Source organism: Burkholderia sp. A9, assembly GCF_000801975.1.
Genome location: NZ_JSZN01000003.1, coordinates 19,150 through 34,808 on the forward strand (window position 1 = coordinate 19,150; position 15,659 = coordinate 34,808).

The 15,659-nt window shown below is 68.7% G+C and carries 15 protein-coding genes; 2 read left to right on the forward strand and 13 right to left on the reverse strand.

Features of this window, described 5'->3' with window-relative positions:
• The first annotated feature begins 18 nt into the window (after positions 1-18).
• Positions 19-606 (forward strand): hypothetical protein, encoded by a 588-nt coding sequence (locus PI86_RS01025; protein WP_082012095.1) that lies wholly within the window; start codon positions 19-21, stop codon positions 604-606.
• A 43-nt stretch (positions 607-649) separates the two neighbouring features.
• Here the strand turns inward: PI86_RS01025 and PI86_RS01030 are convergent, their stop codons facing one another.
• From PI86_RS01030 to PI86_RS01090, 13 genes are all read right to left on the reverse strand, one after another.
• Positions 650-1,957, reverse strand: a complete 1,308-nt coding sequence (locus tag PI86_RS01030; RefSeq protein WP_039317792.1) for a solute carrier family 23 protein — start codon at positions 1,955-1,957, stop codon at positions 650-652.
• A 221-nt stretch (positions 1,958-2,178) separates the two neighbouring features.
• Complete coding sequence (gene flgL, locus PI86_RS01035) at positions 2,179-3,417, reverse strand: flagellar hook-associated protein FlgL (RefSeq protein ID WP_039317795.1); 1,239 nt, start codon at positions 3,415-3,417, stop codon at positions 2,179-2,181.
• A gap of 23 nt (positions 3,418-3,440) precedes the next feature.
• Entirely contained in the window at positions 3,441-5,432 is a 1,992-nt protein-coding gene (gene flgK / locus PI86_RS01040) for a flagellar hook-associated protein FlgK (protein ID WP_039317798.1), read from the reverse strand.
• Positions 5,433-5,622: 190 nt separating this feature from the next.
• Positions 5,623-6,378, reverse strand: a complete 756-nt coding sequence (locus tag PI86_RS01045; protein WP_039317800.1) for a flagellar brake protein — start codon at positions 6,376-6,378, stop codon at positions 5,623-5,625.
• A 224-nt stretch (positions 6,379-6,602) separates the two neighbouring features.
• Entirely contained in the window at positions 6,603-7,595 is a 993-nt protein-coding gene (gene flgJ / locus PI86_RS01050) for a flagellar assembly peptidoglycan hydrolase FlgJ (RefSeq protein WP_039317803.1), read from the reverse strand.
• The gene (locus PI86_RS01055) at positions 7,596-8,783 is read right to left on the reverse strand and encodes a flagellar basal body P-ring protein FlgI (protein ID WP_039318206.1); all 1,188 of its coding nucleotides are present in this window, start codon (positions 8,781-8,783) and stop codon (positions 7,596-7,598) included.
• Positions 8,784-8,788: 5 nt separating this feature from the next.
• Positions 8,789-9,478 (reverse strand): flagellar basal body L-ring protein FlgH, encoded by a 690-nt coding sequence (gene flgH, locus PI86_RS01060; protein ID WP_039317806.1) that lies wholly within the window; start codon positions 9,476-9,478, stop codon positions 8,789-8,791.
• A 21-nt stretch (positions 9,479-9,499) separates the two neighbouring features.
• Entirely contained in the window at positions 9,500-10,288 is a 789-nt protein-coding gene (gene flgG, locus PI86_RS01065; RefSeq protein WP_014895799.1) for a flagellar basal-body rod protein FlgG, read from the reverse strand.
• 35 nt (positions 10,289-10,323) lie between these two features.
• Positions 10,324-11,082 (reverse strand): flagellar basal-body rod protein FlgF, encoded by a 759-nt coding sequence (gene flgF, locus PI86_RS01070; RefSeq protein ID WP_039317809.1) that lies wholly within the window; start codon positions 11,080-11,082, stop codon positions 10,324-10,326.
• Positions 11,083-11,102: 20 nt separating this feature from the next.
• Complete coding sequence (gene flgE / locus PI86_RS01075) at positions 11,103-12,344, reverse strand: flagellar hook protein FlgE (RefSeq protein WP_039317812.1); 1,242 nt, start codon at positions 12,342-12,344, stop codon at positions 11,103-11,105.
• A 27-nt stretch (positions 12,345-12,371) separates the two neighbouring features.
• Complete coding sequence (locus PI86_RS01080; protein WP_039317815.1) at positions 12,372-13,118, reverse strand: flagellar hook assembly protein FlgD; 747 nt, start codon at positions 13,116-13,118, stop codon at positions 12,372-12,374.
• Positions 13,119-13,185: 67 nt separating this feature from the next.
• A complete protein-coding gene (flgC, locus tag PI86_RS01085; protein ID WP_014895795.1) occupies positions 13,186-13,611 on the reverse strand; it encodes a flagellar basal body rod protein FlgC in 426 nt (141 codons plus the stop codon).
• Between the two features lie 38 nt (positions 13,612-13,649).
• Positions 13,650-14,138, reverse strand: coding sequence for a flagellar basal body rod protein FlgB (locus tag PI86_RS01090; RefSeq protein ID WP_039317818.1), 489 nt, complete (start codon positions 14,136-14,138; stop codon positions 13,650-13,652).
• Between the two features lie 204 nt (positions 14,139-14,342).
• On the opposite strand from PI86_RS01090, the gene flgA reads away from it, so the two are divergent.
• The gene (gene flgA / locus PI86_RS01095) at positions 14,343-15,596 is read left to right on the forward strand and encodes a flagellar basal body P-ring formation chaperone FlgA (protein WP_039317821.1); all 1,254 of its coding nucleotides are present in this window, start codon (positions 14,343-14,345) and stop codon (positions 15,594-15,596) included.
• Positions 15,597-15,659: the final 63 nt, after the last annotated feature.

Below are 15,659 nucleotides of genomic sequence, written 5' to 3' on the forward strand. Positions count from 1 at the left end.
GGACAACGGGGACATACCATGAATCGAACCGAGACAGCGAACGCCGCCGCATCGCGGTGCGACCGGTGCGGACGGACCCGCGCTGCGTCTCTCGGCCCGCAGCGGGCCGCCCGCCGCGCACGCCGGCTGGTTGGCGCCGCGGTCGCGCTGTCGATCGCGCTGCTCGGCGCGGCGCCGGGCCATAGCGATGCGAAGCAGTCCAGCCGATCGGTGCAGGTCGGTACGACGGTCCAGGCGTATGCGCGGGTCAATGCGACCAATCCGGCCAAGCTCGTGATCGCGAACAAGGACACGAGCATCGGCTACGTGGCCGTGCCGAACGTCAGCAACCCCGCCGGGACGACGCTCGCGATCCAGACCAACGACCGGGCAGGGTACACGGTGCTGGTGCAGGTTGCGGCCGCCAGCCAGTCGCAGTTCAGCTCGATCGAGATCAGCGGCTTGGGCGGCAAGGTCGTGCTACCGGGGACGGGCGGCACGATCGCCGTACCCTATACGGCGCTGAACACGACCTTCACGCTGACCTATCGTTTCGTGTTCGCGCCGAAGGCGAAGGACGGGACCTTTGCATGGCCACTCACGTTTTCGGTGCACCCGAACCCGTGACGCCCGATTCGCAGGTGCCCGCGGCCACGATCCGCGCCGCGGCTCACACCACCGGGCCCGGTTCCTTTTCCTTGCGCAGGATCGCGTAAAGGATGATCGCGCCGAACGTCGCGGTGCCGATCCCGCCGAGCCCGAAACCGCCGATCTTCAGCGAGAAGTCGCCGGCGCCGAGCACCAGCGTGACGGCCGCGACGATCAGGTTGCGGTTGTCGGAGAAGTCGACCTTGTTGACGACCCAGATCCGCGCGCCCGTCACCGCGATCAACCCGAATACGACGATCGACACGCCGCCGAGCACCGGGCCCGGAATCGTCTGGATCACCGCACCGAATTTCGGCGAGAAACCGAGCACGATCGCGATCAGCGCGGCGACGACGAACACGAGCGTCGAGTAGATCCGCGTGACGGCCATCACGCCGATGTTCTCCGCATAGGTCGTGACGCCCGTGCCGCCGACGCTGCCCGACACGATCGTCGCGAGCCCGTCGCCGATGAACGCACGGCCGACGTAGCGGTCGAGGTTGTGGCCCGTCATCGCGCTCACAGCCTTGATGTGCCCGAGGTTCTCGGCGACCAGGATCACCGCGATCGGCGCGAGCATCAGCATCGCATGCGAATCGAACACCGGCGCGCGGAAGGTCGGCACGCCGAACCACGCGGCATGCGCGACGACCGCGAAGTCGATCGGCTTGCCGAGCGCCATGCCGTTGGTCGCGATCGCATAGATCACGTAGGCGATCACGAGCCCGACGAGGATCAGGAGACGCTGCATCATCCCGCGCGCGAACACCGCGACGCCGCCGACGCACAGCACCGTGACGAGCGCCATCACCGAGTCGAAGGTCGAGGCCGACACGCCCTTGACCGCGATCGGCGCAAGGTTCAGCCCGATCACCGCGACCACCGCGCCGGTGACGACGGGCGGCATCAGCGTCTCGATCCAGCGCGTGCCGATCGCCTGCACCAGCGCACCGAGCGCGACGTACACGACGCCGCACGCGATGATCCCGCCGAGCGCGACCGGGATGTTCGGGTTCGGGCCGCTGCCGCCGTAGCCGGTCACCGCGATCACGAGGCCGATGAACGCGAAGCTCGAGCCGAGATAGCTCGGCACGCGGCCGCCGACCAGCACGAAGAACAGCAGCGTGCCGATGCCCGACATGAAGATGCACAGGTTCGGGTCGAAGCCCATCAGCAGCGGCGCGAGCACGGTCGAGCCGAACATCGCGACGACGTGCTGCACGCCCATCGCGATCATCTGCGGCCATGCGAGGCGTTCGTCGGGGCCGACCACGCGCGACGCCGCGCCGGTCGATTGCTCCCGCCAGCGCGGGAAGTAGGAATCGGACATGGGAAAAAGGGCTCCTGTCGAACGCCGGCTGCGGACGGTGCGCCGGTCTGGAATCTGGCGCGAGTTTACGGAGCGGAAATGGGGCTGGCAAGCACGAACCGCCAATGCGACGGCCGCGCCTGCCGGGCGGGCATCGGAGCGGCGCGACCGCATCGGCGGCGGTCGGCCGGCGCACCGCACGATGTAAGCGGGCGCTCACATCGCAGCGGACGCCACGGGGATCACGGATTGATGTACTGGAACAGCGACATGTTCTGCAGCTGCGCGTAGGCCTTCTGCGCGCCGCTCAGCGCGTTCTGCACCTGCAGGTACTGGCTGATGGTCGTGACCATGTTGGCGCTCGTCAGGTCCGACAGGTTGCTGGTCGTCTGCAGCGCCGCGGTCTGGTTGACGGTCTGCATCGCCTTGACCTCCTGCTCGCGGCCGCCGACCGACGCCAGCACGGTCGTGACGTTGCGCATCGTGTTGCCGATCTTCGTCGCGGCCGTGCTCAGCGTGTTCGACAGCGCGGCGGTCGCCGTCGGATTGCCGGCGACGGGCGTCTTCAACGCCGTGATCATCGAATCGAGCGTCGAGAACACGTCGACCCCGCTCGCCTGCGGCGCGGGCGTGACCGAAAAGGTGTCGGTGGGCGACGGCGTGCCCGACACGGCGACCTTCATCCCGTTGCCGAGCGCGATCGCGGTGCCCGACGTATAGGCCTGCGCGGGCCCGGGCGTCGGGGGCGAAATCGAGTTGTCGGTCACCGTGTAGGTCGGCGCGGCCGCCGTGCCGCCGAAGGTGATCGTGAACTGATGGCCGTTGGTCGCAGCCGACGGATCCGTCACCGTGACGTTGCCGATGGTGGCCGTGCCGGTGTTCGCCGCGCCGGCCGCCTGGACGGGCGAGTTGCCCAGCGCCTGCACCGACATGAACACCGAGAGGCCCGAGTCGCCCTGCGGCACGCTGCGCGAATCGTCGATCTGTACGGTGCGCGTGCCCGTATCGCCGACATAGCTGATGCTGCCGGCGGCGTCCTTCGTGAACGGCGCCGTCGAATTCTGGTAGCCGGCGAACAGGTAGTTGCCCGCGCCGTCGGTCGAGTTCGCGAGCGACACCAGCTGGTCGCGGTAGCCCTCGAGCTGCGCCGCGAGCGCCGCGCGGTTGTTGTCGGCGAGCGAACCGTCGCCGGCGCGCACGATCGTCGACTGGACGCTGCCGAGTACGTTGCCGACGCTCTGCAGCGTCTGGTCCTCGGCCTGCAGCGACGCGAGCGCCGTGCTCTGGTTCGCCGCGTACTGCGACAGCGTGGCCGACGTCATCGACAGCTGCACGGCCTGCGCCGCGCCCAACGGGTTGTCGGCCGGCGTCGCCAGGCTCACGCCGCTCGAGATCTGCTGGTAGAGCTGCGCGAGCTGGGCCTGCTGATCGTTCATCTGGCCGACGTTCAGCTGGTAGAACTGGGTCGTGGAAATCCGCATCGTTTCTATCCTCTCGAATCCGGTCAGCTGAACAGGCCCAGCACGGTCTGGAACAGCGAAGCCGCCGTCTGGATCACCTTCGCGTTGGCCTGGTAGAGCTGCTGGTACTGCATCAGGTTCGCGGCTTCCTCGTTCTGGTTCACGCCCGACACCGACTGCTGCGCGGAGGTGATCTGGCCGACCAGCGCCGTCTGTGCGGTACTCGACGACTTGAGCTGGCTTGCCGCGTTGCCGATGTTGTTCACGTAGTTCGCGTAGGCGCCCGTGATCGTCGTCGTGCCGCCGCCGAGGGTCTTCGCGTTGACGAGCCGCGACAGCGCGAGCGCGTTGCTGCCGTCGCTCGTGCCGCCCGCGTACGGCCCGATCGTGAACGAATCGCCGTCCGACGGCGTGCCCGACAGCGTGACGGTCACGCCGTTCAGTGCCCCGGCGGCCGTGCCCGACATCGTCATCGCCGCGCCGCTCGACGGGTCGTACGGCACGGAGTCGGTCGGATTGCTGATCGTCACCGACGTCGGCGGCGTGCCCGGGATCGTCACCGTGGTGCCGACCGGGAAGCCCGACAGCGACTTCGTCGCCGCGTCGTAGGTCAGCTTGGTCGACGGCACCTGATAGCCGGAGGTCACCCCGCTCAGCGCGATCTCGCCGGTGCCGATGTTGGTGCTCGACGCCGACGTGACGACCGGCGACGCGGCCGCGATCGCCGAGCCGCTCGTCGTCGCGAGGCCGAAGCCCGTCAGCGCGCCGCGCGTCGGCAGCACGGTGAACTGGTCGCCGGCATTCATCGTGCCCGATGCAATCGAGAAGTTGAGCCCGGTCGCTCCACCGAGCGAAACCGGCATCGGTCCGCTTTTCTGGTCGACCACCGCGCCGGAAGCGCGGTCCGTCAGCGTGTAGTTGGTACCGTCGTACGACAGCGTGTAGTCGCTCGTCGTCGGCTGCGACGCGTTGGCGAACGAGACGGACAGCGCCGCGTTGCCGGTATTGCCCTGGTTCGAATAGACGGTCGGGTTCGCCACCGTGAACAGGTTGCCGCCCGGATTGCCCGCCAGGTCGACGCCGAGCGCGTTCTGCCCGTTGACCTGCGCGGCGAAGCTGGTCGCGAGCGCGCCGAGCTGCGCCTGCGCGGGGTCGAGCGTCTGGCTGCGGAACGCGAGCAGGCCGCCGAGCGTGCCGCCCGACAGCGACGAATCGGGCAGCGCCTGGTTCGGCCCCGGCGGGTTCGCGCCGGCGATCCCCTGCGACACGACGGTCAGCTCGCTCGGATCGGACGACGACGTGACGGTCGCAAGCTGGTAACTCTTGTCGGCGAGGACGAGCGGCTGGCCGCCCGCGAGGAACACGCTGTAGCCGCTGTCGTTGCGCACCACCTGCACGCCGGCGAGGCTCGACAGGTTCGACACCGCGAGGTCGCGCTGGTCCATCAGCTGGTTCGGCGGCTGCCCCTGGCTGCTCGCCGCCGAGATCTGCTGGTTCAACTGCGCGATCTGCTTGGTGTACGTGTTGATCTGCGACACCGCGCTGGTGAGCTGCGTATTCACGCTCTGGCGCAGCGCGTCGTACTGCTGGCCGGCCGCGTTGAGCTGGTTCGCAAGGACCTGCGCATTGCTGACCGCGGTCTGCCGCACCGACGGATCGGCGGCGCTGTTCGCGACGTTCTGCAGGCCGGTGAAATAGCCGGTGATCGCGGTCGAGATGCCGGCCGTCGGGCTGCCGACGTAATTGTTCAGCTGCGCGACGAGCGAATACCACGTCGACAGCGAGCCGCCCTGCGACTGCGCGCTGTTCAGCTGGTCGCTCAGGTACTGGCTGTACTGCCGCTGCACGGTGACGGTGTTCACGCCCTGCGGCATGTAGCCGCTAGACGTGTACTGGCCGCTCGCCTCGGCATAGACCGGGCGCTCGACCGAATAGCCGGGCGTCGCGGCGTTGCTGATGTTCTGGCCGGTCGTCGTGAGGCCCCAGAGCGCGGCATTGAGGCCGCTGACGCCGAGGTTCATGAGTGTGTTGGACATGCGCGATCCTGATGAGCCGGCCGCGCTGCGGCCGCCGGGTTGCGTGACTCCCGGTATAACGGCCGCGGATCGGAAAAATTGAGGAAAAAATGCGCATGCGACGCGCGGGTGCGCGTCGTCGGTCGAGCGTGTCGGCAGGCCCTGCCGGCGCCGCTGCGAACGCGGCCCCGCGCGGGGCCGCGAGCGGCTGTCAGGCCCGCGCGAGCGAGCGGCGCTTCATCTCGAGCTGCGTGATCAGGCGCTGCAGCGTGTTCTCGGCGCTGCCCGGCAGCGACATGAAGCGAAAGCCGAGCTGGTAGCGCCGCGAGCCGTTCGGCATCTGCGTCGAACGCTGCGACACGAGCCGCAGGTCGAGCGACAGTTTGCCGTGGCCGGTCAGCTCGAGCTCGACGTCGGGCAGCAGCGTGCCGACCTCCAGCGCCTCGACGCGTTCGTCGGCCGTGCGCAGCCCGACGCCGCCGAGCGACAGGTTATGCACCTCGAACACGAAACCGTCGCCGCCCGGCAGCTTGCCGCGGCACAGGAACGGATCGACGATCGGCGCATCGACGCGGAAATATTCGCGGCGCTGGATGCACATCAGCACCTCGGGGAAATCGGCGACGAACGCGGGCAGCCCCTCGTAGCGCGTCTCGCGCGGCGTGCTCGTGGTGAACTCGACGCGCACGCCCTCCGGCGCGGCCGCGAACGTGCAGTGCGACGCGCCGAGGATGCCGGCGTTCTGCTCGGACAGCGCGCCCCAGTCGAACGTGAACGTGCGCGCGCCGACGTCGACCTCGAGCAGGCGCGTGACGAGCTGGCCGCCCGGGTACTGGACGGTCAGGAAGTCGCCGCGGTTCACGAGGTTGCGCAGCTGCACGCCGATCTCCAGCGGATTGCGGCGGGCATAGTCGGGCCCGGAATGGCCCGCATCCAGGCTCGGATCGGTCGACGTTTCGATATTCATGGCTAGCCGGTTTTCTTGTCATGGGCGCCCGGGCGACCGGTGCGCAGTAAAACCGGGCCAGAACAAGGGCCCGGTTGCAGGTCTCACACACTTAGCGGCAGTGCTCACCGAAAGTTTAGATCGATTTACCGATTTTTTTCGCGCAAACGTTGAAACCGCGCGCGGCGGTCAGCCGGGCGCGGTCCGAATGAGGGCAAACGGGCGGCGGGAACGGGCGCTGGCCGTCAGCCGATCTGCTGCATGATCGAGATCAGTTTCTTCGCGTAATTCGGGTCGGTCGCGTAGCCGGCCTTCTGCATCCCGTGCGCGAAGCCCTCGACGCTGCGGCTCGCGCTCAGCACGCCCGCGTAGCGCGGGTTGTTCTTCAGCAGGTTCGCATAGTCGGTCATCGCGTGCTCGTACGAATCGTACGCGCGGAACTTCGCGACGACGCGGCGCGGCGTGCCGTTCACGTATTCGGTCGTCAGCGCCGACACCGTGCGGCCCGTCCAGCCCTTGTTCGCCTTGATGCCGAACACGTTGTAGCTCGTCGAGCCGTCGCTCGCGCGAATCTCGCGCTTGCCCCAGCCCGATTCGAGCGCCGCCTGGCCGACGATGAAGCGCGCCGGGATGCCGGTGGTTGCGCTCGCCGCCTGCGCCGGGCCGGCGAGCCGGTCGACGAATGCGTCGGCGTCCGGCGTGCCGCCCGCGCCCTTCAGCGGCGGCGTCAGCGCACTGCCGGCCGAGTAGCCGCGCGCGCCGGCAAGCGCGCCGTTGCCACCGGCCGCGTTCGCGTTCGCGTACGCCTTTGCCATCGCATTCATCGCGGCGAGGCTGCCTTCGTTACCCGACGTGCCTGAGCCGGCCACGCCGAGCCCGGCCACGCCGGCGTCGGCCGCCGTGTCGTCGCCGGTGCCCTGCCCGGCATTGCGCAGCAGCTGCTTCATCAGTGCATCGGCCACGCCGATCCCGCGCTTCGACATCTGCTGCGCGAGCTGCTGGTCGAGCATCGACGTGTACATCTTCGACGTGTGCGAATCGAGCAGCCCGCCCTCGGGCGACGCGTCGCGCATGCTCTTGAGCATCATCTGCGTGAACATCGCGTCGAACTGGCCGGCGACCGCTTTCGCGCCGGCCTGCGGCGACTGCTTCGCCTGCGCGCGCAGCGCATCGAAGCCCTGCACGTCCAGTGCGAAGCGCTGCGTGAGGTCGTTCGCGTTCGGAAGGTTCGCTGCCATTTAGATGATCTCCAGGTCCGCGCGCAGCGCGCCGGCCGCCTTCATCGCCTGCAGGATCGACATCAGGTCCGCCGGCGTCGCGCCGAGCGTGTTCAGCGCCTTCACGACGTCGGCGAGGTTCGCGCCGGCCGTCACCATCTTCAGCGCGCCGTTGTCCTGCTTCAGCTGGATCTGCGACTGCTGCGCGACCACCGTCTGGCCGTTCGAGAACGGCCCCGGCTGCGACACCACCGGCTGCGTGTTGACGACCACCGACAGGTTGCCGTGCGCGACCGCGCAGCTTTGCAGCGTGACCATCTGGTTCATCACGATCGAGCCGGTGCGCGCGTTCAGGATCACCTTCGCGGCGGCCTTGTCCGGGCTCACGTCGAGGTTCTGCAGGCGCGCCATGAACGCGACCTGCTGCGCGGAATCCGCCGGCGCGGCGAGCTGGATCGTGCGGCCGTCGAGCGCCGTCGCGGTGCCCGGGCCGAAGCTCGAATTGACTGCGGACACGATCCGCTGCGCGGTGCCGTAGTCCATGTCGTTCAGCTGCAGCTGCAGCACGCCGTTCATCTGCGCGATCGCGTTCGGCACCGCACGCTCGACGATCGCGCCGCCGACGATCCGGCCGGCCGCGAGCTGGTTCACCTGCACGCGGCTGCCGTTCGCGCTGGCGCCCGCGCCGCCGACTGCCATGTTGCCTTGCGAGAGCGCGTACACCTGCCCGTCCGCGCCCTTCAGCGGCGTGAGCAGCAGCGTGCCGCCGCGCAGGCTCTTCGCGTTGCCGAGCGACGATACCGTCACGTCGAGCGCCTCGCCCGGCCGCGCGAACGGCGGCAGCGTGGCCGTCACCATCACGGCCGCGACGTTCTTCAGCTGCATGTTGTTCAGCGACGACGGGCCGCCGTTGGCCGACCCGTTGTTGATCGAGATGCCGAGGTTCGCGAGCATGTTCGCGAGCGTCTGCGTCGTGAACGGCGTCTGCATCGTCTGGTCGCCCGTGCCGTCGAGACCGACGACGAGGCCATAGCCGATCAGCGGGTTGTCGCGCACGCCCTGGATCTGCGCGAGATCCTTCAGGCGCTCTGCGTGCGCGGGCAACGCGCCGAACGCGCACGCCGCCAGCGCGAGCGCGGCGGCGATCCGCGCGACGGCGCGCGCGCGCGACGACAGGCGGTGGAAGCGGTGAAAAAGAGGCTGCTGCATCGTCATCACCACGGCGCGATGTTGAGGAAGAAGCGCTGCAGCCAGCCCATCGTCTCGGCTTCGTTGATGTAGCCCTTCGCCGAGTATTCGATCCGCGCGTCGGCGACCTGCGTCGAGTAGACCGAGTTCGCGCCCGAGATCGTGTTCGGGTTGACGACGCCCGAGAAGCGCACGAATTCGTTGCCCTGGTTGATCAGCATCTGCTTCTCGCCGCTGACGACGAGGTTGCCGTTCGGCAGCACGTTGGTGACGGTCACCGTGATCGTGCCGTTGAACGTGTTCGCCGCGCTCGCGCCGCCCGTCGACGCAAACTTGTTGTTGCCGGCCGCCGACAGGTTCGCCTTCGCGAACAGCCCGCCGAGGAAGCCGGCCGTCGGCACGTTGAAGTCGGTGGTGCCCTGCCGGTTGGTGTTCGCGCCCGACGATTTCGTCGCGTTGATGTTCTCGGCGATCACGATCGTCAGGATGTCGCCGATGTTGCGCGGCCGCTGATCCTCGAACAGCGGCCGGCCCGCGTAGCCCGGGTTGTAGATCGAGCCGGGCGCCTGCATCGACATCGGCATCGGCGGCTGCGCCGTCATCGGCTGCTGGATGATCGGATCGCGCGGAATCTGCGCGCAACCGGCGAGCGCGGCCACCGCGACCGCACACGCGGCGCGGACGGGGGCTGACGGGAGGAGGCGAACCTGCTTCATGGCGACGGCGGGACTTTCCGGTTAGCTCTTCATCTGCGTGACGGTCTGCAGCATCTGGTCGGACGTCGTCACGGCCTTGCTGTTGATCTCGTACGCACGCTGCGTCTGAATCATGTTGACGAGCTCCTGCACGACGTTCACGTTCGACGCCTCGACATAGCCCTGGTTGAGCACGCCCGCGCCGTTCAGGCCCGGCTGCGACACGTTCGGCGCGCCCGACGACGTGGTCTCGGCGAACAGGTTCTCGCCCTTCGCCTCGAGGCCGGCCGGGTTGATGAAGGTCGCGATCTGCAGCGAGCCGATCTGCACCGCGTTGCTCGAGCCCGGTTGCGTGACCGACACGACGCCGTCCTTGCCGATCGTCAGGGACTGCGCGTTCTGCGGCACCGTGATCGCCGGCAGGATCTGGTAGCCGCTCGACGTGACGAGCTGGCCCTGCGCGTTGGTCTGGAACGAGCCGTCGCGCGTGTACGCGTTCGTGCCGTCCGGCATCAGCACCTGGAAGAAGCCAGCGCCGTTGATCGCGACGTCCTTCGAGTTGCCGGTCTGCGTGAGGCCGCCCTGCGTGTACAGGCGCTCGGTCGCGACCTGCTGCACGCCGGTGCCGAGCTGCAGGCCCGACGGCAGTTCGGTCTGCTGCGTCGAATTCGCGCCCGGCTGGCGGATGGTCTGGTACAGCAGATCCTCGAACACCGCGCGCGACGCCTTGAAGCCGTTCGTGCTGGTGTTCGCGAGGTTGTTCGAGATCACGTCCATCTGCGCCTGCTGCGCATTCATGCCGGTGGCGGCGATGTAGAGCGATCGGTTCATGTTGAATCTTCTCCTGGTAGCGAGGGCCGTGCCGCTCAGCTGAAGTTGAGCAGCTGGTTCGCCGACTGCTCGTTCTGGTCGGCCGTCTGGATCAGCTTCGACTGCAGCTGGAACGCCCGTGCGTTGTCGATCATCGCGACCATCGCGGTCACCGGGTTGACGTTGCTGCCTTCGAGCGAATTCGGCGTGACGACCACGTTCGGGTCGACCTCGGCCGAATTGCCGTCGGCGGTGCGGAACAGCCCGTCGTTGCCCCGCGTGAGCGTGGCCGAATCGGGGTTCACGAGCTTCATCCGGTCGACGATCGCGACCGCCGTCGGCGGGTCGCCCGGCATCAGCGCGGACACCGTGCCGTCCTTGCCGATCGTCACTTCGGCGTTCGGCGGCACCGAGATCGGGCCGCCGTTGCCGATCACCGGCAGGTTGCTCGCGTTGACGAGCTGGCCGTTTTCATCGACGTGCAGGTTGCCGGCGCGCGTGTACGCCTCGCCGCCGTCGGCCGTCTGCACCGACAGCCAGCCGGCGCCCTGCACGGCGACGTCGAGCGGATTGCCGGTGCGCGTGATCGGCCCCGGCGCGAAATCCGCGCCGGGCGTCGACGCGAGCACGTAGGTGCGCGTCGTCGTCGGGTCGATCGTGCTGCCGTCGCCGAAATTCATCGGCACCGCGCGATAGGTCGCAAGCTGCGCGCGAAAGCCCGTCGTCGAGGTGTTCGCGAGGTTGTTCGCGACGATCGCCTGCTGGTCGAGCGACTGCGACGCGCCCGTCATCGCCGTGTAGATCAGTCGGTCCATGGCTGCCGGTTATCCGCGCATTACAGGTTGATGAGCGTCTGGTCGACGGTCTGCTGCGTCTTGATCGTCTGCGCGTTCGCCTGGTAGTTGCGCTGCGCGGTGATCAGGTTGACGAGCTGCGACGTCAGGTCGACGTTCGAGTTCTCGAGCGCGCTGCCCTGCAGCGCGCCGTGGTTGGTGCTGCCCGGCGCGGAGATCTGCGGCACCCCCGACGCGGCCGTCTCGGCGTACTGGTTGCCGCCGAGGCTGACGAGCCCGTTCGGGTTGTTGAAGTTCGCGAGCGCGATCTGGCCGAGCACGGCCGTCTGCCCGTTCGAGTAGTTGCCGGTCAGCTTGCCGTCCGAGCCGATCGAGAAAGTCGTCAGCGTGCCGCTCGCGTAGCCGTCCTGCGCAAGGTTGTTCACGCCGTCCTTGCCGCCGTACTGGGTGGTGCCGGTCAGGTCGAGCGTGAGCTGCTGCGGCGTCGCCGAGCCATCGGTGGTCGGCACGGTGAACTGGAACTGGCCGAGCGACGCGGTCGGCGCGACCGGCGCGGCCGTCGTCGTGCTCTGGATCGCGCCCGACTGGTCGAACGTGACCGTGCCGAGGTCGGTCGCGGCGCCGCCCTGCACGCCTGCGTAGGCTTCCCAGGTGCTCGACGCCGACTTCACGAAGTACATGTTGACCGCCTGCGAGCCGCCGAGCGAGTCGTACACCTGGACCGAGGTCGAGAAGTTGTACGTCGTGGTGTCGGTCGGGTCGAACGGCGTCTTGGTCGGCGCCGTGTCCTGCGAGTTCAGGTTGAACTGGCCGGTGATCTTGGCCGTCGCGGTCGGCGCGATGTTGGTGGTCGGCGCCTGCAGCGGCACGGTCTGCGCGGTGCTCACCACGCCGTTCTTGTCCGCCGCGTAGCCCATCAGGTTCATGCCCTGCGCGTTGACGATGTAGCCGTTCTTGTCGCGCTGGAACGTGCCGTCGCGCGAGTACGACGTCACGCCGTTGTTCGACATCTGGAAGAAGCCGTTGCCGTTGATCGCGACGTCGAGCGCCGAGTTCGTCGAGTTGATCGTGCCCTGTCCGAACTGCTGCTGCACCGACGCGAGCGTCGTGCCGATCCCGATCTGCGTGTTGACCGACGTCGCGATCGAGTTCGCGTACATGTCGGCGAACTGCGCGGTGCTCGACTTGAAGCCGACCGTATTCGCGTTCGCGATGTTGTTGCCGATCACGTCGAGCGCGCTCGATGCGCCGGCGAGGCCGCTCAGACCCTGTTGATAACCCATTTCGGTCTCCGTTGCGAGAAAGCTGGATCAGTTGGTGGTGGTCGTGCCGCCGGACGACGACGACGCGGTGTTCGGGAAAATCGACGCGACCTGGGTCAACCCCACCGTCGTGCCGTTCGACAGCACGAGCCCCGCCGTGCCGTCGGCCTGCTTGATCACGCTCTGCACCTGCGCGGCCGCGAGCACGGTCGGCGCATACGTCTTGCCGTCGGTGCCCGTGTACTGCGCGCTCACGGTGTACTTGCCGTCCGCCAGCGTGTTGCCGGCCGCATCGGTCGGCGTCCAGTTGAACGGCACCGTGCCGGCCGACTGCGCGCCCGCGTTGATCGTGTTGACGACGGCGCCCGCGCTGTTCTTCACGGTGATCGTCAGGTTCGACACGTCGCTCGCGAGCGACACGCCGAACGGCGACGCTGCGCCGCTCTTCACCGCGACGCTGTTGCCCGGCGCGAGCACGTTGGTGCCGATCAGCGCCGCCGCCTGGGTCTGCTGGCCGGCCGCGAGCTGCGTCGACAGCGACGTGAGCGACGTGTTCAGTTGCGCGATCCCGCTCACCGTGTTGATCTGCGCGAGCTGCGACGTCATCTGCGAGCTGTCGACCGGGCTCGTCGGATCCTGGTTCTGCAACTGCGTGACGAGCAGCTTCAGGAACGTCGCCTGCAGGTCGCTGGCCGACGTGCCGGTCGTCGACACGCTGTTGGTGTTCATCGTGTCGGTCGGCAGGGTCGACACGTTGGTGCCGTTGCTGCCGATCGTCGTGCTGGAGGAGGTCATCCTGGGTGGCCTTGTGTCGGAACTGTCGGGTCTGGGTGTCGGTCTGGAAGGTCGCTCGGCGCGCGGCTTACGTGCCGATCGTCAGCGTCTTGAGCATCAGCGTCTTCGCGGTGTTCAGCGTCTCGACGTTGGCCTGGTACGAGCGCGACGCCGAGATCATGTTCACCATCTCCTGCACCGGATCGACGTTCGGCATCTGCACATAGCCGTTCGCGTCGGCTGCCGGGTTCGCCGGGTCGTAGGTCGACTTCATCGGCGACGGATCGTCGACCACCTTCGACACGCGCACGCCGCCCACGCCCTGGCCGGACGCGGTGCGCGCGCCGCCCATCGGGTCGGCCGCGAACACGACCTGCTTGGCCTTGTACGGCTTGCCGTCGGGGCCGGTGGCGCTGTCGGCGTTCGCGAGGTTCGACGCGGTGACGTTCAGGCGCTGCGATTGCGCGGACAGCGCCGAACCGGCGACGCCGAAGATGTTCATCAACGAAGGCATGGAGGCTCCTTGTGCTCGGGTGCGGAAGCGGCGCGCGCTTACGAGTTCGTCGAGATCGCGGCGATCATCGCCTTGATCTGCTGGGTCATCACGGTCATCCCGGTTTCGTAGTGCAGCGCGTTGTTCGCGAACTGCACGCGCTCGACGTCGAGATCGACCGTGTTGCCGTCGAGCGACGGCTGCAGCGGCATCCGGTACTGCGCGCTACCGTAGTCGTCGGCCGGGCCGCCGGTCGGCATCAGCTTCGCGGTGCCGGCCATGTGGCCCGGCGCCGTCGACACCATCGACATCCCGCTCGTCACGCCGGCCGGCTGCGCCATCGGCAGCTGCGCGGCGTTGCTCGGCGCGAGACCGCCGCCGGTCTGCTTCAGCGAGCGCGCGAGGGTCGACGCGAAATCGGTGTCGCGGGCCTGGTAGCCGGGCGTGTCGGCGTTCGCGATGTTCGACGACAGCAGTTCCTGCCGATAGGCGCGCACGTCGAGCGCCTGTCGGCCGAACGCGAATTCGGCATCGAGTTTGTCCAGCATGTGTGCGTCTCTCCGTATGAAGCGCTGCACGCCCGTTGCGCCGGATGGCGACGCAAGGGGCTTTTTTCCATGACAGCGATGGTAGGCGGCGGGCGCAACCGGCAATCGGGCGAATAACGCGGCAAAGGCCCCCTCTATTCATCGTTTGCGCGACGGCCCCGCTCCCTAGAATGCGAATCGGATCAACGGTTCGAGGACACGGCGATGGCAGGCAGCGCACTTCGCGGAAACGACGGACGCCGGACGCGCGTCCGGCGTGCGCTCGCGCTCGCCGCGGCGCTGTGGCTCGCGGTGCCGGCCGCGCATGCGGACGACGGCATGATCGTGATTCCCGGACGCGGCGAGACGGCCGAGACCGCGCTCGCGCATGCGAATGCGGCGAGCGGCGGGCAGTTCGGCGGGAATGCGGGGACGGCTGCGGGCGCGGGCATGGCGATGGCGGGCGGCGCGACTGGCGTTGCCGGCGTTGCCGGCGTGACCGGCGCAGCCGCGGCCGGCTACGCGGCGCAGCCGGCCAGCTCGATAGTCGTGACGAGCGTCCCGGCGCCGGCCACCGTGCCGGCCCCTGCACCGCGCCCCGTCTACGCCGCCGCGCGCGCGAATGCCGCGAATGCCGCGAACGCCGCTTATGGCACACAGCGCGCCGCCGATCCGGGCGCCGTCGCGACCGTCGTCGCCGGTACGGTCGAACCCGCCTCGAATCCCGCGCGACCGGCGATCGCCACGCGCATGGCGGCGGCCCGCCCCCCTGCGGCCGCCCCGGCGCCGCGCACGCCGGCAGCTTCCGCCAACCCGGCCCAGGCCGCCGCCGCGCCCCAGCCCGCGACGCCGCCCGGCCAGCAGGACCCCGAGTCGATCCGGCGCACGGCCCTCGCCTTCCTGCAGCAGCAGGTCGCGGGCCTGCCGGGCAAGACCACCGCGACCGTCGCGGCCGCGTTTCCGCGCGGGCTCGCCGCGTGCACGACGCTCGAGCCGTTCCTGCCGACCGGCGCACGCCTGTGGGGCCGCACGACGGTCGGCGTGCGCTGCGCGGGTGAACGGCCGTGGACCGTCTACCTGCAGGCGAAGGTCGCCGTGCAGGCCACCTACTACGTCGCCGCGCGGCAGATCGCGCCGGGCGAACCGCTCAGCGCGGCCGACCTCGTCGCGCGCGACGGCGACCTGACCGTGCTGCCGCTCGCGGTGATCACCGATCCCGCGCAGGCAGTCGGCGCGACCGCGCTCGCGCGGATCTCGGCCGGGCTGCCGCTGCGTCAGGACTTGCTGAAGAGCCCGGCGTCGGTGTCGGCCGGCCAGACGGTGCGGGTCGTCGCGGCGGGGCCCGGCTTCACCATCTCGGCCGAGGGCAGCGCGCTCGCGAACGCGGCGCCCGGCCAATCGGTGCGGGTCAGGATGGCCGCCGGCCAGATCGTCACGGCGATCGTCAAGGACGCCGGCACCGTGGAAATTCCGCTGTAGGGACGGATCTCGCCGGAAGATTGTAAAGAATTGTTTCTTCGGAGAATTTCAGGCTCACGATGC